Source organism: Roseburia sp. OM02-15 (assembly GCF_003481835.1).
In the GTDB taxonomy this organism is placed as follows: domain Bacteria; phylum Bacillota; class Clostridia; order Lachnospirales; family Lachnospiraceae; genus Eubacterium_I; species Eubacterium_I ramulus_A.
This window is the reverse complement of record NZ_QULX01000005.1, coordinates 42,815-65,706: the sequence shown is the minus strand read 5'-3', so window position 1 is coordinate 65,706 and position 22,892 is coordinate 42,815. Positions and strand designations below refer to the sequence as shown.

The 22,892-nt window shown below is 39.5% G+C and carries 19 protein-coding genes and 1 pseudogene; 19 read left to right on the top strand and 1 reads right to left on the bottom strand.

The genetic code is table 11. The features are described 5' to 3' along the window. The first annotated feature begins 2 nt into the window (after positions 1-2). From trmL to DXB15_RS06395, 14 genes are all read left to right on the top strand, one after another. Positions 3-509 (top strand): tRNA (uridine(34)/cytosine(34)/5-carboxymethylaminomethyluridine(34)-2'-O)-methyltransferase TrmL, encoded by a 507-nt coding sequence (gene trmL, locus DXB15_RS06465; protein WP_109216438.1) that lies wholly within the window; start codon positions 3-5, stop codon positions 507-509. A gap of 82 nt (positions 510-591) precedes the next feature. Beyond that, positions 592-1,452 carry an energy-coupling factor transporter ATPase gene (locus DXB15_RS06460; protein WP_118702377.1) on the top strand — a complete coding sequence of 287 codons (861 nt, stop codon included), beginning with the start codon at positions 592-594 and terminating at the stop codon, positions 1,450-1,452. Further along, positions 1,428-2,270 carry an energy-coupling factor transporter ATPase gene (locus tag DXB15_RS06455; protein ID WP_118702376.1) on the top strand — a complete coding sequence of 281 codons (843 nt, stop codon included), beginning with the start codon at positions 1,428-1,430 and terminating at the stop codon, positions 2,268-2,270. Before DXB15_RS06460 ends, DXB15_RS06455 begins: the two co-directional genes overlap by 25 nt. Continuing rightward, on the top strand, positions 2,264-3,067 hold the full coding sequence (locus tag DXB15_RS06450) for an energy-coupling factor transporter transmembrane component T family protein (RefSeq protein WP_118702375.1): 804 nt from the start codon (positions 2,264-2,266) through the stop codon (positions 3,065-3,067). Before DXB15_RS06455 ends, DXB15_RS06450 begins: the two co-directional genes overlap by 7 nt. Before the next feature lie 474 nt (positions 3,068-3,541). Further along, complete coding sequence (truA, locus tag DXB15_RS06445) at positions 3,542-4,321, top strand: tRNA pseudouridine(38-40) synthase TruA (protein WP_109216981.1); 780 nt, start codon at positions 3,542-3,544, stop codon at positions 4,319-4,321. 373 nt (positions 4,322-4,694) lie between these two features. After that, positions 4,695-5,255 carry a histidine phosphatase family protein gene (locus tag DXB15_RS06440; RefSeq protein ID WP_118702374.1) on the top strand — a complete coding sequence of 187 codons (561 nt, stop codon included), beginning with the start codon at positions 4,695-4,697 and terminating at the stop codon, positions 5,253-5,255. A 450-nt stretch (positions 5,256-5,705) separates the two neighbouring features. After that, positions 5,706-6,137 carry a 50S ribosomal protein L13 gene (gene rplM / locus DXB15_RS06430; protein ID WP_109216601.1) on the top strand — a complete coding sequence of 144 codons (432 nt, stop codon included), beginning with the start codon at positions 5,706-5,708 and terminating at the stop codon, positions 6,135-6,137. Between the two features lie 22 nt (positions 6,138-6,159). Continuing rightward, a complete protein-coding gene (rpsI, locus tag DXB15_RS06425; protein ID WP_118702373.1) occupies positions 6,160-6,552 on the top strand; it encodes a 30S ribosomal protein S9 in 393 nt (130 codons plus the stop codon). Between the two features lie 485 nt (positions 6,553-7,037). After that, positions 7,038-7,325 (top strand): pyridoxamine 5'-phosphate oxidase family protein, encoded by a 288-nt coding sequence (locus DXB15_RS06420; protein ID WP_147404771.1) that lies wholly within the window; start codon positions 7,038-7,040, stop codon positions 7,323-7,325. Positions 7,326-7,847: 522 nt separating this feature from the next. Beyond that, positions 7,848-8,060: a hypothetical protein gene (locus DXB15_RS06415; protein ID WP_147404770.1), complete on the top strand. Its 213-nt coding sequence runs from the start codon at positions 7,848-7,850 to the stop codon at positions 8,058-8,060. A gap of 217 nt (positions 8,061-8,277) precedes the next feature. After that, complete coding sequence (locus tag DXB15_RS06410) at positions 8,278-9,681, top strand: Wadjet anti-phage system protein JetA family protein (RefSeq protein WP_243115603.1); 1,404 nt, start codon at positions 8,278-8,280, stop codon at positions 9,679-9,681. Beyond that, entirely contained in the window at positions 9,681-10,328 is a 648-nt protein-coding gene (locus DXB15_RS06405) for a DUF4194 domain-containing protein (RefSeq protein WP_158582202.1), read from the top strand. Before DXB15_RS06410 ends, DXB15_RS06405 begins: the two co-directional genes overlap by 1 nt. Further along, complete coding sequence (locus tag DXB15_RS06400; RefSeq protein WP_158582201.1) at positions 10,315-13,569, top strand: SbcC/MukB-like Walker B domain-containing protein; 3,255 nt, start codon at positions 10,315-10,317, stop codon at positions 13,567-13,569. Before DXB15_RS06405 ends, DXB15_RS06400 begins: the two co-directional genes overlap by 14 nt. Next, positions 13,553-14,887, top strand: coding sequence for a Wadjet anti-phage system protein JetD domain-containing protein (locus DXB15_RS06395; RefSeq protein ID WP_118702367.1), 1,335 nt, complete (start codon positions 13,553-13,555; stop codon positions 14,885-14,887). The genes DXB15_RS06400 and DXB15_RS06395 overlap by 17 nt, the downstream gene beginning before the upstream one ends. Positions 14,888-15,294: 407 nt before the next feature. On the opposite strand, the gene DXB15_RS06390 is transcribed toward DXB15_RS06395, so the two are convergent. Continuing rightward, complete coding sequence (locus DXB15_RS06390) at positions 15,295-15,831, bottom strand: nitroreductase family protein (RefSeq protein ID WP_118702366.1); 537 nt, start codon at positions 15,829-15,831, stop codon at positions 15,295-15,297. Between the two features lie 896 nt (positions 15,832-16,727). On the opposite strand from DXB15_RS06390, the gene DXB15_RS06380 reads away from it, so the two are divergent. The 5 genes and pseudogenes from DXB15_RS06380 to DXB15_RS06360 all read left to right on the top strand — a co-directional run bounded on the left by DXB15_RS06380 (position 16,728) and on the right by DXB15_RS06360 (position 22,826). After that, on the top strand, positions 16,728-17,981 hold the full coding sequence (locus tag DXB15_RS06380; RefSeq protein WP_022034984.1) for an ATP-binding protein: 1,254 nt from the start codon (positions 16,728-16,730) through the stop codon (positions 17,979-17,981). 282 nt (positions 17,982-18,263) lie between these two features. Then, positions 18,264-19,046: a ZIP family metal transporter gene (locus tag DXB15_RS06375; protein WP_118702365.1), complete on the top strand. Its 783-nt coding sequence runs from the start codon at positions 18,264-18,266 to the stop codon at positions 19,044-19,046. Positions 19,047-19,082: 36 nt separating this feature from the next. After that, positions 19,083-19,901 (top strand): annotated as a pseudogene (locus DXB15_RS06370) (site-specific integrase); the annotation flags it as partial. Between the two features lie 161 nt (positions 19,902-20,062). Next, positions 20,063-21,412 carry a hypothetical protein gene (locus DXB15_RS06365; protein ID WP_118702364.1) on the top strand — a complete coding sequence of 450 codons (1,350 nt, stop codon included), beginning with the start codon at positions 20,063-20,065 and terminating at the stop codon, positions 21,410-21,412. Positions 21,413-21,935: 523 nt separating this feature from the next. Then, positions 21,936-22,826, top strand: coding sequence for an Abi family protein (locus tag DXB15_RS06360; protein ID WP_118702363.1), 891 nt, complete (start codon positions 21,936-21,938; stop codon positions 22,824-22,826). Positions 22,827-22,892: the final 66 nt, after the last annotated feature.

The window sequence follows — 22,892 nt, the reverse complement described above, 5'->3', positions numbered from 1 at the left end:
TTATGGCAAAATTGAACATTGTTCTGTATGAGCCGGAGATCCCGGCAAATACAGGAAATATCGGGCGTACCTGTGTAGCAACAGGTACACGCCTGCATCTGATCGAGCCTCTTGGATTCCGTCTGAATGAAAAACAGATCAAGCGGGCAGGTATGGATTACTGGAAAGATCTTGATGTGACAACTTATGTAAATTATCAGGAGTTCCTGGAGAAAAATCCGGGAGCGAAGATTTATATGGCAACCACAAAAGGACAAAATGTGTATACAGAAGTGTCCTATGAAGAAGACTGCTATATTATGTTTGGAAAAGAAAGTGCCGGAATCCCGGAAGATATTCTTGCACATAACAAAGACAGATGCGTGCGGATTCCAATGTTAAGTGACATCCGTTCCCTGAATCTGTCCAATTCTGTGGCAGTTGTGCTGTACGAGGCACTGCGCCAGAATAATTTTTCTCAGATGCAGCTGATGGGACATCTGACAAAATTTGACGATTATATTGAGTAACGTGCCTGGCTGGACATTTTATGTAGAAAAGTGATGTTTCGCAGAGAATGAGACAGATAAGCATGAAAGAGGATTCTTACACATGGCATTTATTAAGGCAGAAAAATTAAAACATAAATTTGTGCGCCGGGATGAACAGGGCGAAGTGCAGGATGTGACACTGGCGCTGGATGATGTGAATATCGAAGTGGAAGAAGGGCAGTTTATTGCTGTGCTGGGACATAACGGTTCCGGTAAATCTACGTTTGCAAAACATCTGAATGCATTGCTGACACCGAGTGAGGGAACCGTCTGGGTAGATGGAAAAGACACGGCAAAGGATGAAAATATTCTGGATATCCGCAAGGAAGCAGGTATGATCTTTCAGAATCCGGACAACCAGATCGTTGCGGGTGTGGTAGAAGAAGACGTGGCGTTTGGACCGGAAAATATCGGCGTGCCTACAGAAGAAATCTGGGAGCGTGTCGGACACAGTCTGGAGGCAGTCGGCATGACAGCATACCGTTATCATTCTCCGAACCGTTTGTCCGGTGGTCAGAAACAGCGCGTTGCCATTGCAGGTGTTGTGGCAATGGAGCCCAAATGCATCATTATGGATGAGCCGACTGCCATGCTGGATCCGAATGGTCGAAAAGAAGTATTAAACACGGTACATCGTTTGAACCGGCAAAAAGATGTAACGGTTATTCTGATCACACATTATATGGAAGAAGTTATCGATGCGGATTATGTGTTTGTCATGGATGACGGTCGTGTGGTGATGCAGGGAACACCCCGTGAGATTTTTTCACAGGTAGAAACACTGTTAAGTTATGGCTTAGATGTACCACAGATCACCCGGCTTGCATGGGAACTGAAAAAGGAAAGTCTGCCAATCCCGGACGGGATTTTAAGCAGACAGGAACTGGTGGAGGCAATATGTCAATTAAAATCGAAAACCTGAGTTACACCTATGCACCGGGCAGTGCATACGAGATACATGCATTGAAAAATCTGAATCTGGAAATCGAAGAAGGACAGTTTGTCGGAATCATCGGTCATACCGGCTCTGGAAAATCTACATTGATCCAGCTGTTGGATGGACTGATCAAGGCAGATGAGGGGCATATTTATTACAACGGTGAGGATATTTATGCACCGGGATATTCCCTGCGTTCCCTGAGAGGAAAAGTGGGACTGGTGTTTCAGTATCCGGAGTACCAGCTTTTTGAGATAACAGTATTAAAAGATGCCGCTTATGGTCCACAAAATCAGGGATTTTCCGCGGAAGAAGCACTGGAGAAAGCAAAAGAAGCGCTTATTAGAGTAAAACTTCCGGAAAAATACTGGGAAATGTCACCGTTTGAACTTTCCGGTGGGCAGAAACGCCGTGCAGCCATTGCCGGTGTCATTGCCATGAATCCGAAAGTACTGATTTTGGATGAGCCGACTGCCGGTTTGGATCCGAAGGGACGGGATGAATTATTTGACCTGATCCGCGAGCTGCATGAGAATATGAAAATGACCGTGCTTTTGGTGTCTCACAGTATGGAAGACGTTGCCAACTATGTAGATCGTATTATCGTGTTGAATCATGGAAGCCTGATGCTGGATGGAACGCCGGCGGAAGTTTTTTCCCATGTGGAAGAACTGGAACGGGTATCGCTGGCAGTGCCACAGGTTACGTATCTGATGAAGGATCTGAAAAAAGCAGGTCTGGATGTCAATACTTCGGTAACCACGATAGAGGAAGCTAAGAAAGAGATTATGAAGTTATGTTAAAGGATATTACACTTGGACAATATTATCCGACCGAGTCGATCATACACAGACTGGATCCCCGTGTGAAACTGCTGGCAACACTGATGTATCTTGTGTCTTTGTTCCTGTTTCACGATTTTGTGGGATTTGTTGTAGTCACTCTGTTTTTGCTTGTGATTATAAAACTGTCAAGGGTTCCGTTTTCGTTTATGTTGAAAGGTGTCCGGGCAATTTGGGTGCTTGTCGTTATTACAGCAGTATGTAACCTGTTTTTTACACAGGGAGACAATACTTATTTTGCATGGAAATTTATCCATATCACAGATCAGGGTGTCAGCAATACGGTATATTTTACAATCCGACTGATCTATCTGGTTGTAGGTACTTCTGTGATGACGCTGACAACGACACCGAACAAGCTGACGGATGGTCTGGAAGAAGGCTTAAAACCATTGTCAAAAATCGGAGTTCCGGTGCATGAAATCGCTATGATGATGTCGATCGCCATGCGTTTTATCCCGATTCTGGCAGAGGAAGCGGATAAGATCAAAAAAGCACAGATGGCAAGAGGCGCGAATTTTGAAGAGGGTAATATCATTCAGAGAGCCAAAGCGATGGTGCCGATCCTGGTGCCGCTGTTTGTATCTGCATTCCGACGTGCCAATGATCTGGCGACGGCTATGGAAGCGCGCTGTTATCACGGTGGTGAGGGCAGAACCAAGATGAAACCGCTGCGTTATATTTCGGCGGATTATAAGGCATATGCGGTGATGGTCGTGTATCTGGCGGTGATTATTGTGATACGGATCTTTTTATAAAGTTTTGAAAAGCGATAATAGTAAATTTTATAGAATGAAATTGAAATAATGAGGAAACTGTATGGATTCAGTGAGAAGAATATATCGGGTGAGAGAGGATGAAAAACTCTGTGGGAGAATAAAGTCATTCTTGAATCATACGCAGGAAAATCTGTGAGATATGTGGTATGTTTGTCTACTTGAATTTATGCAGTTTTTTGTAGGTTGTTTTAAAGTTTTTATATCAGATGGGAGATGACTCCCACCTCTATAGGTGGTGAGAAACAAGTTAGTATCAGTGGTGGGAGTCAATCCCCCATCTGATATAGCCTCCGGGAGGATTACAGAAGTGCGCAGTTGAAGTATGTCATGCAATTGCATGACGCGCACCTCGCAACAAGAATGCCGGAGCATTCTTGAATTGAAAAAAATGTTAGTAAAAATTGTTAGGTAGAAATAAATTATATTTTTACATGAAAAGGGAGGTGTTTGGGTGTGAAACGAGTGAAACTTGTGGTTGCCTATGACGGGACTAATTATTGCGGATGGCAGGTGCAGCCAAACGGAATTACGATAGAAGGTGTCCTGAACCGGGAACTGAGCAAATTATTGAAGGAAGATATCGTGGTCATCGGCGCGAGTCGTACGGATTCCGGAGTACATTCTTATGGAAACGTGGCAGTGTTTGACACAAATGCACGGATGCCGGCGGAAAAGATTTCCTATGCGCTGAACCAGCGTTTGCCGGATGATATTGTGGTGCAGAATTCCAGTGAAATTCCGTTAGACTGGCATCCGCGTCACTGCAACAGTCGCAAGACCTATGAATATCGTATTTTAAACCGTGAATTTCCGATGCCGCAGAGACGTCTGGATACCTGGTTTGTTTACCGAAAACTGAATATTCCGGCGATGTGTGAGGCGGCAGAACAGTTCGAGGGAACACATGATTTTAAAAGTTTCTGTTCAGTAAATACTGCAGTGGAGGATACGACCCGCACGATTTATTCCTGTGAGTTAAAACAGGATGGTGAATTATTAACGATTCGGATTACCGGAAGTGGCTTCCTCTATAATATGGTGCGGATCATTGCGGGAACGCTTTTTGATGTGGGAATCGGTAAGATCGCACCGGAGGATATTCCGGTGATATTAGAAAAAAAGGATCGGAAAGCGGCAGGACCGACGGCTCCGGCGCATGGGCTGACGATGATTGGGATTGAGTACGAGATTCCGCCGGAAAGCCTGATGGAGGTTCAAGTCGAACGCACGTGAGACTTGGTGCGTGATTCTGGTCAGCGTAAGCTGACATCATCTTTTCAGAATCACTGCACTCTACACTCCGTTCCGGTCGGCGCAAAACCATTGTCTCCCAGACAATGTGCGCCCTCGCGGAGCATTTATCTCAGTCGGAGATTGAACTCCCACTGAGAAATACTTGTTACTACTCACCACTTGCAGAAGTGGGAGTCTCAACTCAGACTGAGATGAACAGAAGGATTAATCGGTCTAGAATGTAGATGATTCAATTGTTTGAAATCAGATGAGAATGAATACAAATAGCATTATTTTTCAACTGAAAGAATTATAAAAGTAAATGTATGTATCTGAAAGCTAAAGAACGTCAGAATAAAATTGAGGTATGAAAATGAGTAAAAATAAGAAATGTGTATATTTTACGCGTCATGGACAGACATTCTGGAATATGGAAGATAAAATCTGTGGTTCCACGGACATTGCATTGACGGAATATGGACAGGAGCAGGCAATTGCACTTGGACAGAAAATTTTGGAAGAAGGATTGCAGATTGATGAGATTTTGTATTCACCATTAATACGTGCAGCAGATACCGCCAGACATATTTCTGAGATCACAGGAATTCCGGCAATCGAAGAACCGCGTTTGAAAGAGCAGAATTTTGGAAAATACGAAGGTACTTCACCAAGAAATGCACCGGAGTTTCAGAAAGCAAAAACAAATTTTATCTGCAGCTATGAGGGCGGTGAGACGATGCTGCATCTCTGCCAGAGAATTTACAACTTGCTGGACGACCTTAAAGAGCGGAACGATGGAAAGACATATCTGTTGGTGGCGCACAATGGTATTTCAAGAGTGATCGAATCTTATTTCCATGATATGACCAACGAAGAGTTTGCAAAATTTGGAATTAAAAACTGCGAACTGAAAAAATATGAGTGGGTAGAGTGAACAAAACATGTGAATGAGTTTGCAAAGTACGGAATTAGAAATCATAAGTTGAAAACATAGGAGAGGAAATCAGCAAAAACATGAAAAATGCACTTGCTCATCATATGTTTTTTACCACATTTTCAGATAAGCAGGAACGTTATTTGAATATATATGATAAATGAAATGAATAGCATAATTTTATGGAAAAAATCGTTGACACAGGGAGCACGCTGTACTATAATATACAAGTCTGACAAAGAGTGTTTTTGTGTGCAAAAAAGCATTTCATATATAGGCGGTCGGTTGGGACCCGACAGCAGGGCAGAGTTTTTGATGATTCTCCACAAGTCAGAGAAAACAAAACCCGGATAATGCAGACACATTATTCAAAATTAACAGGCAGGAAGCAGATGTGTCCGGACATTCACATTTGTGGAAGCCGCAAATTTATTCAAGGAGGAAAAATCAATGAATAACACATTCATGGCCAACCCGGACAAAGTTGAAAGAAAATGGTATGTAGTTGATGCTACAGGATATACATTAGGACGTTTATCTTCTGAAATCGCTAAGGTTTTAAGAGGTAAAAACAAAGCTGTCTTCACACCGCACATCGATACAGGTGATTATGTAATCGTTGTAAACGCTGAGAAGATCAAAGTTACAGGTAAAAAATTAGATCAGAAGATTTACTATCATCACTCTGATTATGTAGGCGGAATGAAAGAGACTACATTAAAAGAGATGCTGGCTAAACATCCGGAAAGAGTTATTGAGTTTGCTGTTAAAGGCATGCTCCCGAAAGGACCTCTTGGACGTCAGATGTACAAAAAATTATTTGTATACGCTGGACCAGATCACAAACATGCAGCTCAGAAACCAGAAGTTCTGACATTTTAATCGGTGAAGGAGGTAAATAATCATGGCTAATACTAAATATTACGGAACAGGAAGAAGAAAAAAATCTATCGCAAGAGTTTACCTTGTACCGGGTACAGGTAAAATCACAATCAATAAAAGAGATATCGATGAGTATCTTGGTCTTGAGACATTAAAAGTTATCGTTCGTCAGCCGTTAGTAGCTACAGAGAACGTTGACAAATTTGATGTACTGGTAAACGTTAAAGGTGGCGGTTACACAGGACAGGCTGGTGCTATCAGACATGGTATCGCACGTGCATTACTTACAGTAGACGCTGACTACAGACCAGTTCTGAAGAAAGCCGGATACTTAACACGTGACCCGAGAATGAAAGAGCGTAAAAAGCCAGGTCTCAAATCTGCTCGTCGTGCACCACAGTTCTCAAAGAGATAATTTTCTCGGAAGAGATTTTTCAAAAGAGTTTATATCCCGGAAGTACATTGCTTCCGGGATTTTTTCTATTTGGTCAAAACATGACCAGAAATCTTTAATTCTGTAATTCAATTAATTAGATTATGAGAAAAATGTCTGATTTATTCTGAATAAATCGTGAAATGCAACTTACCCGCTGATTTTTACAACTTACAGTTTCCAGTATAGATATGGAAAACATTCTATGCTATATTATTATTTCAGAACCATCATCATATTTTTGTGTATTCTGTTGTTGCGGGATGGTGTAATAGTGCTGTATTCTGTAGCGAGCATTATAACAGGGTTAATCGCATGGGCAATACCAATTATAGATAGAGTATTTTTGAAAACGTATCATGCTGAAAGGTCGATGTTAGTAAGTGTTGGATTCGCATTTTTGTCTGTGTGGATATAGTTTTTGGATATAAAAAATTTGACATATACTGGTAATTGGTCAGCAATCCATGATACAATTATTGAAAGCTTGCAGTAAAGCGTCTTATTGTGTTTATGATCAGGGATATCGCAAAGAAGGCGAGTGGGCGTTGAACATTCGCAGTGTAGTGGTTTTTGGGCAGATCAGCGTTGTGAAAGAGGCAGAGAAGACAAAATATATTTGCACAAATCTGTGTCGAAAATTTACGGATGATGCCGCTTATCTGGAACATGAACTGACACATTCCCTGGTGCGCGTGCTTTGTCTGGAGTTGAGCCCTGAGCATATGACCGGCAAACTGGTGAACGAATCATAAAAAGCAAAGATAATAAAATAAATCACCCTGAAATTGCGTGTGGAGCAAACTTCAAATAATTTATCGAATTCATCTCAGTCTGAGTTGAGACTCCCACTTCTGCAAGTGGTGAGTAGTAACAAGTATTTCTCAGTGGGAGTTCAATCTCCGACTGAGATAAATGCTCCGCGAGGGCGCACATTGTCTGGGAGACAATGGTTTTGCGCCGACCGGAACGGAGTGTAGAGTGCAGTGATTCTGAAAAGAAGATGTCAGCTTGCGCTGACCAGAATCACGCACCAAGTCTCACGTGCGTTCGACTTGAATCTTGTATCGTTTTTTACAATACAAATCCATATTGAGTGATTATGATAAGTGCAAATAAAAAAAGCAAACAAAATATAGAAAATGAAACCAGTCAAGGATGTCTGCAGCCGCAGGCGTCTTTTTTGTTTACCAGAACATAAGAGATGGCATTTTCTTAGTTTTAAAGTGCCCTTCGGACCGGTGCTTCCAATTGTTGGTATTGCAGGAATTATTTATATGATTCTGAATATTTCCACAGATCCGGTGGAGCGCAATATGATCTGGCTGGTAACGGGAATTACTTTTGCGATATTGGCGGTTTATTCCTTCTTCTGGATCAAGTTCAAGATGAAAATGCCGGTGTTCAAGAGCGTTCCATTGGAAAAAGTTATGGTGATGGAAAACAGTATGTATTATAAAATACGAAAGCGGCGGGGAATCTGGCGGTAAATATTACTCACGATTTATAGAAGTGAGAGTTTTCATAACTGAGATAAAAAACTTACATAACGTATAAAGTATAAATATGAAAAGTGTAGCAATGAAAGAAATGATTGCTGCACTTTTTTCTTTTTTTAAACTAATGGTCGCTTGAATTTGCAAAAAACAAAGGATCTATAGTATGATATAAAAAAGAACGGAAAATACATAGGAAGGAGCTTTTTTGATGTTTCAAGTTTTTAATGTAATTCCGGCAGGATTTTTCAATAATCTGGCAAGTGGCAGCAATCAGAGAATTTATGCCGACTGCATGCAGTTGATTTATAAAGAATATGAAAGAGAGATCAGTTATCGTATTCCGCGAAACAGGATCCGGGATACGCTGGCAATTTATTTCCTGGAGCATCATGTGGAATTGTCAGAGGAGGAGTACACCGGAGACAGGACCGCAAATGATATGGCAGCAGCTGTGATTCGCAAATTTATTTCAAAAGAGATTGGCTGGCTGTATGAAGAAATTGATGATACGACATACGAAAAACAGATCGTAATGACGGAAAACGGAATTGCGCTGGCAGAGTTTTTAAATCAGTTGGAAAAACCGGAGCAGGAGGAATTTTCCAGTTATATTTACAACATATACAATACGTTAAATAATCCGGAACAGTGGAAAGAAAATCCATATGTAAACGGCATAAAAAATATAAATAAAAACGCAAGGGATCTCTCCAAAGCGTTGAAAAAACTTTCTACATTCATTCGAAAGATTATTGAAAAAATGGTGCAGGAACAGACACTGGAGAGCCTGACCGAAAATATTCTGGAATATTGTGACGGAAATTTTATCCGTGAGTATTCCAGACTGACGAAACAGCAGAATATCCATATTTATCGAATTTTTATAAAAACAAAATTAGATGGGATGATCGCGGATGAACCGGTATTTGAGCGTATGGTACAGGATTGCATGGAAGAAGAAAATATGGATCATATGCAGGCAGAAGACCTGGTACTGGATATGATTCAGGCAACCAAGCGTTTTCTGGATGAAGATTATGACCAGATTATGCATGATATCAAGCATAAGATCAATATTTATCTGCAGATCGCAATCGGCAGGGCGCGATTCCTGAGAAATCGTGAGAATGATATCCGTGGAAATGTAGAGAGGACCATGCGGTATCTGATGGAAGAAATGACAGAACTTTCCATGAAAGATACGCTGCCGGAGGAGATGGAAGACCTGTTCCAACTGAACAGTCACGAATTCCTGGATGAGGGATCTGTGCGCTTCCCGCGTCAGATGCAGTCGATCAAAGAGCCGGTTGTGACAGAAATCGAAGAAATGACAGAAGAAGCAATTCAGGCGGCAATGGAAGCACAGCGAAAAGAGGCGTACAACCCGTATGCCCGGGATATGATGAAGCGTTATCTGGAAAAACAGATGAGAGATGCCAGAGAAATTCAGAGTGAGGATCTCCCGCTGCATCGAAAAGAAGATATTCTTGCCAATATTTCCGCGATCACCTATGCAAAGGAAAACGGATTTGAAGTGGAAGTGCAGGATGGATTTTATGAAGCAAATGACATGCGTTTGAGACGGTTTAAGATAACGAAGGAGGATGCATGATGAGTATAGAGACAATATGGGAAGATTTTACTTCTTCGGAGAAGCATTTATTTCAGAAAAGCTGTAGAAGACTCTTAAAACAGACGTTTCTTGTGCGGGACAAGGACGAAGATTATAAAAAAATGTATTATTTTGTGGCAAAGCGGCAGGAAGTATTTGAACAGTATTTTTCCTTTATTGGATTTGATATCGTGCTTGACCGGGAAAATGGTGTAGTCATGCTTCGAAACAGTGCGGAGTTTGGCGAAAATGGAAAACTTCAGGGTAACCGTCTGGCGTTGAAGAAAGCGGAGAGTCTGGTGCTGTGCTGTCTGTGGACGTTGTATGTGGACCGCCTGCGCAGCGGAAGCCTGGCACAGACAATTACAGTTTCCATCACGGATCTTGGATTTACATTGGAAAAATACGGACTCAAGGAACCGTTAGACAAAACATTGATGGCAAATATCCTGAAATTATTTTCCCGTTACAATCTGATCGAAGTGAAAGGAAAGGTCGGGGAGCCGGATTGCCTCATCCGCCTGTATGCATCTTTGCAGTTTGCTTTGGATACAGAGGAATTTAAAAAGTTTGTGGAAGTGACGGAAAAGAGAATGATGGAAAAAGAAGATACCGAAATGGAGGAAGATGCGGATGATGCAGAATAGAAAAGCAGCAACGAAATTATTATTAGTGCAGTGGTCCCGTTTTCAGCATGTGTGTATCGAATTGGAAGGTTCCACCTTGTTTACCGGTGTCAACGGAAGTGGTAAATCAACGGTTCTGGATGCCATGACGTATGTGCTCACTGGAAATACACAGTTTAACAAAGCGGCAAAAGATAAGGACAGAACGGTAAAAGGCTATGTGCGGGGCGATACGAAAAGTAATGGTGCAACGAGGTATCTCCGTCAGGGACAGGTTGTCAGTTATATTGCAATGGAATTCTGGTCACCGGCAGAGCAGGAACATCTGGTGATCGGCGTGTGCATAGAATCCCCGGATGAGGTTTCTGCACCCGGCAGTAGCTGGTTTGTCTGCAGAAATGCGCAGATCGAGGATCTAAATTTTTGTGAGATTGATGGAAAAAACATGTATGTAACACCGAAAAATCTGCTGGAAGTAAAAGGTGTCCGCATGAAATCGGCAGAGTTTATGGGCAGAGAGCGTGGAACGGAGCAAATCATACGTGCGCTGGGATTGCGCTGTGAGGTAAGCAAATACCGTTCCAAACTGATCAAAATGATGGCATTTGATCCACAGAATAACATTGATCAGTTTATTGCGGAATGTGTACTGGAGCCGGGAAATGTGGATTCTTTGAAGGAACTTCGGGAACAGCGGGAGCAGTTCGACCATATCCGGAAAATGTATGAAGATCTGCGTGACAGCAAAAATAAACTGGTAGAGATTGAAAATAAAAGTCAGCAATACGAAACGAAAAAGCGAAATTTCAACATTCGGGAAATGATCTTTAAGTATCAGGAAGTTCTGGCAAAACAGAAGGAAAAAGAGGAAATTGAGATTCATGTCACGGAATTAGAGCAGAAGAAAAAAGAACTGGAGCAGAGACAGAAGGATCTGCAAAAACTTCTGGAAGCAGCAAGAGAGCGGTTACAGATCGCGGAGTCCAATGACGCTTACCAGGGAATGCAAAAATCCATAGAAAATCTGAAAAGTCAGGTTCAGCAGATTTCGTTTAAAATCGAAAAGGAAGAGGAACAGACTGCCAAATTGCTGCGGATTCAGAAGGCACTTTCCACAGAAATTGCATGGTTGCTGGAAAAACTGGATGCTGGCAGCAGACCGGTCTTACTGCATCTTGGGGAAGCAGGATCTTCCGCGGATCAGAAACGTAAGGAACTGCTTCGTTTACTGGATGCAGTGGAGAAGCAGCAGAATCTGCTTGTAAGTCAGAGAGTTCATTTAGAGGATGAAAAACGTATACGGCATGAGGAACTTACGAATCTGGAAAAACAGTTGAAACAGCTGGATGCAAATCAGATCATTTTCCCGGAAGAAGTAGTTAAGGCAAAACAGGTGATCAAAGATGCATTTGCGAAAAAGGGAATCAATGCCGAGGTGCGTATGTTTGCAGAACTGGTTCAGGATCTGAAAGATACTTCCTGGCGGCAGGCAATTGAGACTTTTCTGGGACGAAAGCGCTATTATCTGATCGTGGACAGAAAATACTGTCTGGAAGCAATGCGTGTTTTGCAGGAAAAGAAGCTGCATGCGGCAACGGTTGTCATTACGGATAAGCTGCCGGATTCTGAGGTGGTAAAAGGATCGGCTGCGGAACAGTTAGTAATTCCAAATGTTGATGCCAGAAGATATGCCAACTACCTGCTGAACGGAATTCATCTGTGCGACAGTTTGAACGAATTGCATGAATATCCAAAAGGCGGTCTGATGAAGGACGGAATGCTTGCAAAGAGTTATGCGGTTTCCTGCATGAATATGAAAAAGACGCAGATCTGTCTGGGACAGGATGCCATTGAATTGCAGAAAAAATCTGTGCGTGAACAAAAACAGATCGTGCAGGAAGCCTATGATCAGGTGATGGACGAACTGAAGCAGACGAAAGAAAAAATCAGTTCGCTGCGTGGCGTAGATCTGGAAATAAATAATTACCATGTGGAAGCTCCGGAGCTGCTGGCACAAAATCAGACGGAGAAGCATAAATACGAAGATACGATTCGTCAGATTCAGGAAAGCCCGGAATTTGCGGCTATTTTGAAGGAGCAGATTGATGCGAAAAAGGCTTATCAGGAAGTAGAGACACAGCAAAATCACCTTTATACAAAAATCGGAGAATGTCAGAGTGAGCAGAAAGGCTATGAGGAGCGTCGAAAAAATATCTCAGGAGAGATTCATACCTGTGAAAAACTATATGAAGAAATCCGGATGAAGTATCTTGAACTGGAACGGGCAATGTTAGAGGAATACGAAAAACTTTCTGCAAAGCAGGATGAGGTTCGTGTGGTTTCAGAATTGTCGCTGAAAAAACTGAGATTCGGTCTGGAAGAATGTGTCAAAGAGCTGGAAAATGAACAGATCGAATATTGCAAAATCGCCGGAAAGGATATGAACCAGCGTGGTCCGGCGTACATTCCGTTTTATCGGAAAGAATATCGTGAGATTGCGAATGTAAAAATTGAAGAAGTGCACAGTAAACTGCTGGATCAGTCACAGAAACTGGAAAGTGCATTTATGAATGATTTTGTCGCAGAAATGAATGAGACCATCGGTGAGGCAAAACGTGAGATTGATGCGATCAACCGTGAATTGAAGCAGATTCCGTTCGGGCAGGATACCTATAAATTTAAGATGCAGGAAAAACCGGAGCGATTACTGTTTTTCCGGATCTGTAAAAAACTGGAGAATTACATGAACTCTCCGGAATTGTATATGAATGCCAATCGGGAAGACGAAGAGATGGAACGGGACATCCGGGAATTTATGGATATGATCTTAAATGAGGAGGATGAGGAAGAATATACGGATTATCGGAAGTATTTTACTTATGATATGGAGATCACAAGCCGTCAGGGTGAGGAAAAAATAACAGCTGACCTTTCGAAAAAACAGGGTTCTGCGTCAAATGGTGAAAAACAGACACCATATTTTATTATTTTGGCAGCAAGCCTGTTGCAGTGTTATCCGCAGCGAAGCTGCTGTGCGCGTCTGGCATTTATCGACGAGGCGTTTTCCGCGCTGTCGCGAGAGCGCATTGAGCAGATGGTAAAATATCTGGAGGAAAACGGATTTCAGGTAATTTATGCCGCACCGCCGGAGAAAATAGGAAGTATCGGTCAGTATATTCAGTCTACCGTCAGCCTGATCATTACCGGACGATATACGAATGCAGTGGAAGGATTAGTGAAACTGGATGAATTTAACGATTAATCAGAGTAATTTATTGCATGCCCTGTTGGACAAATATGAAAACAGCAAAACTTATGAGGGGACGAATGCTGTTTTACAGAATTTTGCGGTCAAACCGGAGAAGGTGTGGAAAGAATATGTCTCTGATTTTGCAAATGTAGCACAGGTGAAGGATTTTGAAACTGAGATGCAGGTTTTGCAGGAGCAGGGACTGATTCGGATTTATAAAAAAGATGAGGTGATCACAAAACTGGCTGCCTGCAAGGAAAAGCTGGATGAGTATTATGAACTGTTGGATAGAAAACAGAAGAAGGATATGATTCAGGAGCAGATTGCGTTTTTTGAGAGATGGATGCAGAAGGGGCTTGCGGATGATATACAGATCACGGATGATGCTGGGCGGATAAGTGTGGCAGATAATGCAGAACAGGTAAGAATTGCAGAAGTTGCAGATGATACAGAACAGAAAAAATATGCGGTTAGCGACATGTTTTGCAGGGATCAGCTTGCCAAAGTCGAAGCGGGAAGAAAACCGGATTATGAATTAGATGTATGCGACAAATTGCTAAGGATTTTAGAGTTTATCTGCACAAATAAAGAAGAAATTCTGGAACGGGAACTGTCTATGATGATACTGGATGGCAGCAAAGAATTTGAAGATCATTACAGAACGCGAGTATGCAAAGTGCTTTCGAAATACCTGGATTTTTCAGAACTTCTGGAAGGCATTGACGATACCAGGGAACGGCAGAAAATCATTCTGGAAGAGTTTCAGATTTATACCAATCCGTCATATATTTATCTGAAAGGAAATATAGAAATCCAGCTGGAGAATGGACAACGTATCCGAATCGGAGATGCACCGATCGCGCTATCTTCGGAACTGATACAAAAGATGAATGCTATTCGTGTAGGGGCAGACAAGGTAGTCACGGTGGAAAATCTTACTTCTTTTCATCGCCTGAAGGATGAAAAGTGTGCATATCTTTTCCTGGCAGGATATCATAACAGTGCAAAACAGGCATTTTTGAAACAGGTTTATAAAGAAAATCCAGAGAAACAATGGTTTCATTTTGGAGATCTTGATCCGGATGGCTTCTATATTTTGAAACATTTGCGAAAAGGAACCGGGATAGATTTTATGCCTTTGTATATGGGAGTCTCTGAATTGGAAACCTATAGCGGATATGGCAGAGAATTGAGTGAAACGGACAAAGTGAAAACACGAAATCTTCTGAAAAAGGGATTTTATGCGGAGGTTATGCAATATATGCTGGAGCATGACTGCAAGCTGGAGCAGGAAATTATAAGTTACGAGATTATGAAGAAAAATCTGTAAATAGGAGACTATGAAGAAAAGCTTATAGTAAAATGCTGCTATGACAGATAATGCAAGATGGAAAATTTCATGATTTGTAAATTATAGCGAATAAAAAAGAGGGGAATCATATCAGATTCAAGTCGAACGCACGTGAGACTTGGTGCGTGATTCTGGTCAGCGCAAGCTGACATCTTCTTTTCAGAATCACTGCACTCTACACTCCGTTCCGGTCGGCGCAAAACCATTGTCTCCCAGACAATGTGCGCCCTCGCGGAGCATTTATCTCAGTCGGAGATTGAACTCCCACTGAGAAATACTTGTTACTACTCACCACTTGCAGAAGTGGGAGTCTCAACTCAGACTGAGATGAAAACCCCTCTTTTTTGTGTTGAATACAAAGCTATTATCGTTTTTTTCAAGCATTCTTAATAGAATTTTGTAATATCTGCCATGGATTTTCTCTTTGGCATTTCTGGATCAACCGCGCGGTATCCAACGGAAATAACAGAAACGATCTCTTCATTTTCAGGAATATTTAGCGCTTCACGGATTTTTTCGCTGTCGCGGATTCCCATAACCAGAGTATCCAGACCTAAGTCTTTGGCTTTCAGAATGAGAGTCTCATTATGAAGACCACAGTCATAGAATCCCCATCCCTGTCCGACTTCATTGGATGTCTGACCGTCTCTTTCGAAGCCTGCACGGTTTTTCACAAAGGTGCAGATGATGAGAACCGGAGCGTCCTGACAGTTTTTCTGATTGAAATCCGGCAGACAGTCCGTTTTGATTTTTTCTAACATTTCTGGAGATGAAACAACGTGATAGCGTGCAGTCTGGCTGTTTTTCCAGCTTGGAGAAAGAATCGCTGCTTCGATCATCTGTCCGATCAGTGTCAGATCAACCGGTTGGTCCTGATAATGACGGATACTTCTTCTTGCTTCTAATACCTGATTTAATTCCATAGATGTGTCCTCCTGTTTCAGTGAATTTTGACTAACTCTATAATAAAGCATTTGAGAGGGGCAGGCAAGAGAAAGATAAAAAGTAGTAATTGTGTACAAAAATGAAAGAAATTTTGCAGATCAAAATGGAAAGCGCAGGCAGGGAAAGTAAGAAAAAGTGCAGGAAATATATAGCTTTGCATGTTTTTTTACAGGACTGGCAAGTTGCACAATTGAGCAAAATGGCAGAAAAATGCGATTGACATGGTGCAAAAAGGATGCTTAAAAGATAAAGAATTGCGTATGGATGATATAATGTTTGGCTTAACTGAAAAAATCTTTGGAGTTGATTACTATATCGTAAAAACGTCAATTTACAGGGAACTAAAAGGACTAGCAAGGCAGATAGGGACATACCTTGAATTACCACAAGGTATGATATATTTAAATTAGATAGAAGTAGTAACCCCGCCTGATTTTTACTCCGTTTCTACTACGATTGCTGTACACAACTTGCAATATTTTGCTAAGATTTGCATTTTATGCACAGAAATGACCGATACATAAAGAAGAATTAACACCGCGTAAAATGCTGCAAATGGCAGCAGAATAGCGCTTTTTGAAAGAAGATTTTATGAGCATTCGAGTGCTTTTCATCTGCCACGGCATCGTTTAAAGTATGGCGAGAAAGACTTGATTTTGTAGGATTTTCTAGATAGAAACAAATAATTTACACCTTATTTATACCTTTGGAAGATCGAATCGGAATAATTAAAAAAATTGTCATAATTCAGTTGGTCAAAAAATAGTACTATACTCAAAATCAATCAAAAAATCAATCGTAAAAAAATACGATTGATTTTTTGCACATTTTTGCATATAATATAATCATTATGGTTGGAAAGGGAACGATTACTATGCGTGAAACAAGAATATTAGAATTCAAGGAAACGATTACGAATACTTTTTTGAAAACAGTTAGTGCCTTTTCGAATTACAATGGTGGAACAATTCTTTTTGGGGTTGATGATAATGGAAATGTGAAAGGATTGCCAGATGTAAAACAGGCCTGTCTGGATATCGAAAATAAAATCAATGACAGTATATCACCTCAACCAAACTATACACTTGAAATACAGAACAATGATCAGACGATAAAACTTACTGTAAAAAGTGGTCTTCAAAAACCGTATTTATATAAATCAAAAGCATACAAACGAAATGATACAGCAACGATAGAGGTAGATACATTGGAATTTTCAAGGCTTGTATTAGATGGAAAAAATATTAGCTTCGAAGAATTACCTTGTAAAGATCAGGAGCTATCTTTTGAAATTTTACAGTGTAAACTGAAAGAAAATATTTACATTGAAACTTTCAATCAAGATACTTTAAAGACATTGAACCTGTATGACAATATAAATGGTTATAATAATGCAGCGGGACTTTTGGCAGATAAAAATCATTTTTCAGGAATTGATATTGTTAAGTTCGGTGAGAATATCAGTATTATTCAAAAAAGAGTAACGTTTGAACATATATCGGTTTTAGAAATATATGAAAAAGCACTTGCTGTATTTAGAGATTATTATCAATATGAAGTAATACAGGGGGCTGACAGAAAGATGGTAGAGAAAATACCGGAAGCAGCTTTCAGAGAAGCAATTGCAAATGCTTTGATTCATAGGGTATGGGATATTAATTCACACATCAGAGTTTCTATGTTTGATGATAGAATAGAAGTGGTGTCTCCTGGTGGATTGCCGGCTGGAATAACGGCAGAAGAATATTTATCAGGTAAACTATCTATTTTAAGAAATAGAAATCTTGCAAATGTATTCTACAGACTGGGATTAGTAGAGATATTTGGAACAGGAATTACACGAATCAAACAACTGTATGCAGAGAGTTTGATAAAACCAGAATTTGAAGTGTCAGAAAATGCTATAAAAATTGTACTACCGATATTTGAAACGAATGTCAATTTAACCGAAGACGAAAAAGTGATTTACAAATTTTTAAGTAAGACGATGCTGAAACCAATAAGTGAAATTGCACCATATGTCCCATTTGGCAAATCAAAAACAACACAATTACTGAAAGCTATGGAGAAAAAGGGTGTGATTGCAGTTGAAGGAAAAGGCAGAGGAACAAAATATATCATTAAGTGATTGAGAATATAGAGGGTTCAAGAAATATATTGTTATATGATTACGTAAGTGATATATTTAAGCATAAGAAAACCGTGTAAAATTACAGTTTGCTTTTTGCACGGTTTTCTTTATACTAGACGGTTAGTTAAAACTAATGTGATGAAAGTATGAAAGATTATAGAATAACATATATTAGGTATTAGGCAATATAATCAATAAGCTATAGAACTAATACTATACCGCTGAAGATAATTATTTTTGCCAATGAATTTTTTCGAGCATATATGGAAGGAAAATATAATGCGAATAAATATTTTTGAAGGTATACTGATTCCGTTTGTTGGAACAACGATAGGATCAGCATGTGTGTTTTTTATGAGACAAACACTTAATAAATCCGTGCAACGTGCACTTGCAGGGTTTGCAGCAGGTATAATGGTTGCGGCTTCAATCTGGAGTCTTCTGATTCCGGCAATTAAACAATCTGAAAATATGGGAACTTTATCGTTTGTTCCGGCAGTTGTTGGGTTCTGGATTGGTATATTGTTTTTACTCGCACTTGATCATTTGATTCCGCATCTTCATGTTGGAAGTGATCAGGCAGAGGGACCGAAAAGCAAATTTGGCCGTACTACGATGATGGTGTTGGCAGTTACATTACATAACATCCCTGAAGGTATGGCAGTTGGTGTAATGTATGCTGGATTTCTTGCTGAAAATGCACAGATTACAGCAACAAGTGCACTTGCTTTATCATTTGGAATTGCTATCCAGAATTTTCCAGAAGGAGCGATTATATCCATGCCGCTTAGGACAGAGGGTGAAAGTAAGAGAAAGGCATTTCTGAGAGGTGTACTTTCAGGAGTGGTTGAACCGATTGGAGCAGTACTGACGATTCTTGCTGCACAGCGGGTAATCCCGGCATTACCATATTTACTCAGCTTTGCAGCAGGAGCCATGTTATATGTCGTGGTTGAAGAACTAATTCCGGAAATATCTCAGGGACAGCACTCAAATATCGGTACGCTTTTCTTTGCACTTGGATTTAGTTTGATGATGATCTTGGATGTGGCACTGGGGTAAGAGGAGAGGAATGATTCTTATGAGAATACAGTGAAAACAGTCCGTGGCGTATTAAGACCTGCTTTTCAAATGGCGGTGGATGACGATGTGCTCTATAAAAATCCGTTTGGATTTGAGCTTGCTGGAGTAGTTGTAAATGACAGTGTTACCAGGGAAGCATTAACGCGGGACCAAATGCGAAAGTTTCTTAAATTTGTTCATGATGATAATGTATACTGTAAGTATTATGAAGTTGTGTATATACTTTTTCATACAGGTATGCGTATTTCAGAATTTTGTGGTCTTACAATTAAGGATATTGATCTAGGGAACAGGATTGTGAATATAGATCATCAGCTTCAACGGTTATCTGATATGACCTTAGTGATTGAGCCAACAAAGACTTCCGCCGGAACAAGAAAACTTCCGGTAACAGAGGATGTTGCAAAATGCTTTCAATCCATCATCGAAGACCGGGAGAAACCAAAGGTAGAAAAAGTGGTGGATGGATATACCGGGTTCCTGTTTTTGGATGACAAAGGACTGCCGTTAGTGGCAATGCATTGGGAACATCGCTTTAACCACATGGTGAAGCGGTACAACGATATCTATCGTGTGCAGATGCCGAATATCACGCCGCATGTGTGCCGACACACCTATTGCAGCAATATGGCGAAATCGGGAATGAATCCCAAGACCTTGCAGTATTTGATGGGACATTCGGATATATCGGTTACAATGAATGTGTACACGCATATCGGATTTGATGATGCTGAGGAAGAACTGAAACGGCTGGAAGACTTCCGAAAGGCACAAGCAGAGGTTGAGCAGAAGAAGGAGAAACCGATGTCGCAGAAGATGTTTAAGGTAATTTAATATGGAAAAGGGATGACGCTCCGGCTTGGCTGGGGCGTTTTTTCTATGGAAAAATAATAAAATAAAATATATAATATGTTTGATGGGATTAGAGAGAAGGTGCAAATATCAATAATTTTGAAAAAACATTATATTGGCTAATGGATGCTTATCCAAAATCAATGTATAAACTTAACCCCAATATTGCAAAAAGAATATTTGCTAATATAGCAGATGATGAGAGGTTAATAGATGAGATACTGAATGATAAATCAGAAGAATTATTGGATGGAAAGAGCGAAAGGATTGTTTCTATTTATCTTTTTCTTGATGATATAAGAAACAAACTCAATAAATTGAAAGGTAAAATCATGTCTTATGATGATGCCAATTATATTTTGAATATAATGATATTAGTTAATTCCGAAATCACTCAATATTATATGGATAAGGCACAAAAAGATGGCAGGTTTTCGTATGAAAATGAATATAGTCAAAGTAGCATAATAATTAACTACATTAAGGTAATTAGAGACGATATGCAGAGAAGGGAAAAAATACAAGAAATCTATCCTAATAAAGAAATCATTGAGAGCAAAGAGCTGAAAATTGTTTCGGAATGTGATTTGTCTATAATTGAAAAACATTTAGAATATCTTGTATTAATCAATACATTAATGTGTATGCAGATTAGTCCATTTTTCAATGATAAAGACAGAATAATTGCAGAGTGGTTCTTATGTTGTTTTGGAGATATTTTCACAAACTGCATGATTGAAGGAATTTACATGGAACCGAATACATCTTATAGTGAATATGAAAATGGGTCTAGGACAACTACAAAAATGGAAATTTTCTTTTCACAGAGCAACGAAGATAGATATCAATTAAGGTTGGATTTTCCTCATGATGATAAGGAGTGTATTCATTTCAATTTATATGAACCTTTTAAAATAGCTGCGTATCCCATTGATTATCTGGAATATAATATGTTGATTAAGCAGTATGGTGATGTAGTTAAAAATTTATTTTATCACTGTGGTAATAGAATGTGGTTTAAGAGTCAATTTAAAGATTATATTGATTTGAATTTTACTAATAATATTGAAGCTAGGAAAGCGTTACTTAATCTGTTTGAAACACATACACATAGTCCGGTGTGTGACAATAGTGTTTCTGAAAATGATATGAAAAATTTTTTGAATGAACTTTTTTCTGCGATATCTATTATGGACATGTCACATTCTAGGTATTTAAAACCAAAGAACATAGATGAGAATAAAGAACTTGAATATATTACTTTAGAAAAAAATGTTAGAAATGCTGCTTACAAAATAGATGAGGCATATTTATATAATTTGCAAACAGGTACTATTCCTGCAAAATTGAAAGAGGATTTAGCTAATATAGAAATCAAGTTGACAAATGTGTTGACTGAATATTATGCGAAATATACGCATGAGGAATTAAATGATTTGTCTTTGTTAGAATTATTAATGTTGGTTAGAGAATGTATGATAGAACATTCTTAGTAGTAAGCCTACCTTGTTTTACTACCAACTTTACTACTAACAGCCCGCAATAACTTGCTCCATCTTGCCCTATTTTGCCAAGATGCCATCCAAAACACACATTTTACAAATCCCCGGAATCCCTTGCAAAACAGGGCATTTCTGGGCAAAACAAGGAGAAACAAAACAATGATTAAAGTACTTTTCATCTGCCACGGCACACCAGTTTTATGATAATGCATATCTTCGCAAAGTGGGGCAACACAGGGCAGAATATGGCGGAAAGCATTGAAAATACTACGTTTTCGACTACTAAGGCTCATGGATGGAATTGGGATAAAGTCAAAGGTGTGGGGAGAAATCCTTAGTAGTAATGGACTACTTAGACTCAATGTGATAGATTTTTCTAAGAAAATAATAAAAACTATTGCAATTTTTTTGCTTTTTGAATATACTATATGTAACAGAGTTGCCCGAAGTCTTTTTGGCATTGGGGACCAAGCTGAGACTTGTGCTCAGCTTTTTTACGTTAAGGAGAGATTTTATGGATTTGAAAAAACCATTGACCTTCGATGAACAATTGGATAAGTTAGTAGCCCATGGTATGATTATCACAGACAGAGAGAAAGCAAAAGATATTTTGAAAAGAGTAAATTATTATCGTTTTACGGGTTATGCTTTACAATTCAGACAAGCCCCTTCTGGTAGTGACTATATAGTGGGAACTACATTTGAAACGGTATATCATCTATACAAAGTGGATGAAATATTACGTGATACATTTCGGCGGTATATTGAAAAAGCAGAAGTATATTATAGGACGCAGATTGCATATGGATTTTCAATTGCTAAATGTACGGAGACTCCGTATGATCAGCATTATGATGAGAATAATTTCTATAACAAAAAGGGTTACAGGGAAGTTATGGAAAATTTCAGCAGGGAGAAAAATTATTATAAAGATAGCCTAATTGTGAAGCATCATAAAATGAAATATTCTAGTAAAATGCCATTGTGGGTTATTGTGGAATTAATGTCTTTTTCTAATATGTCTAAATTATACAGCTCTATGTATTATTCAGAAAAAGATGCCATTGCTCATATGGTTGGTGTTGGAAGAAATACATTAGAAAATCATCTTCATTGTTTATCGGTTTTACGAAACAAATGTGCGCATGCGGCTAGAATGTATAATACAGATTTTAATCCTCCGGCAAAGTTTACAACGTCATTTTTGAGAAAACATTCAGAAATAAAGAATAATTCATTATTTGCATATACGCTTGTCCTATTAAAAAGATTACCAGATGAGAGTAGTAAAAAATCTTTGATTCAAACCGTGGAAAATGTGATAAGTGAGTATAGTGATGATATTGATTTGAAGTTGATTGGATTCCCAGAAAACTATATGGAAATCATGAAAAATAATTTGTAAATGCTGATATATAGCCGCTTTTTGCTAGTAGAACTACTATGAAAAGTGGCTATTTCTATGTTGAGG

Bases quoted from the DNA above. Each gene is read 5' to 3' on its own strand.
- DXB15_RS06405 (WP_158582202.1), top strand. From the start codon at position 9,681: ATGAGTATAGAGACAATATGGGAAGATTTTACTTCTTCGGAGAAGCAT.
- DXB15_RS06420 (WP_147404771.1), top strand. From the start codon at position 7,038: ATGATACAATTATTGAAAGCTTGCAGTAAAGCGTCTTATTGTGTTTAT.
- DXB15_RS06450 (WP_118702375.1), top strand. From the start codon at position 2,264: ATGTTAAAGGATATTACACTTGGACAATATTATCCGACCGAGTCGATC.
- DXB15_RS06365 (WP_118702364.1), top strand. From the start codon at position 20,063: ATGTATAAACTTAACCCCAATATTGCAAAAAGAATATTTGCTAATATA.
- DXB15_RS06415 (WP_147404770.1), top strand. From the start codon at position 7,848: ATGATTCTGAATATTTCCACAGATCCGGTGGAGCGCAATATGATCTGG.
- DXB15_RS06360 (WP_118702363.1), top strand. From the start codon at position 21,936: ATGGATTTGAAAAAACCATTGACCTTCGATGAACAATTGGATAAGTTA.
- rplM (WP_109216601.1), top strand. From the start codon at position 5,706: ATGAATAACACATTCATGGCCAACCCGGACAAAGTTGAAAGAAAATGG.
- DXB15_RS06440 (WP_118702374.1), top strand. From the start codon at position 4,695: ATGAGTAAAAATAAGAAATGTGTATATTTTACGCGTCATGGACAGACA.
- DXB15_RS06410 (WP_243115603.1), top strand. From the start codon at position 8,278: ATGTTTCAAGTTTTTAATGTAATTCCGGCAGGATTTTTCAATAATCTG.
- DXB15_RS06375 (WP_118702365.1), top strand. From the start codon at position 18,264: ATGCGAATAAATATTTTTGAAGGTATACTGATTCCGTTTGTTGGAACA.
- rpsI (WP_118702373.1), top strand. From the start codon at position 6,160: ATGGCTAATACTAAATATTACGGAACAGGAAGAAGAAAAAAATCTATC.
- DXB15_RS06395 (WP_118702367.1), top strand. From the start codon at position 13,553: ATGAATTTAACGATTAATCAGAGTAATTTATTGCATGCCCTGTTGGAC.
- DXB15_RS06400 (WP_158582201.1), top strand. From the start codon at position 10,315: ATGATGCAGAATAGAAAAGCAGCAACGAAATTATTATTAGTGCAGTGG.
- DXB15_RS06455 (WP_118702376.1), top strand. From the start codon at position 1,428: ATGTCAATTAAAATCGAAAACCTGAGTTACACCTATGCACCGGGCAGT.
- DXB15_RS06380 (WP_022034984.1), top strand. From the start codon at position 16,728: ATGCGTGAAACAAGAATATTAGAATTCAAGGAAACGATTACGAATACT.
- trmL (WP_109216438.1), top strand. From the start codon at position 3: ATGGCAAAATTGAACATTGTTCTGTATGAGCCGGAGATCCCGGCAAAT.
- DXB15_RS06390 (WP_118702366.1), bottom strand. From the start codon at position 15,831: ATGGAATTAAATCAGGTATTAGAAGCAAGAAGAAGTATCCGTCATTAT.
- DXB15_RS06460 (WP_118702377.1), top strand. From the start codon at position 592: ATGGCATTTATTAAGGCAGAAAAATTAAAACATAAATTTGTGCGCCGG.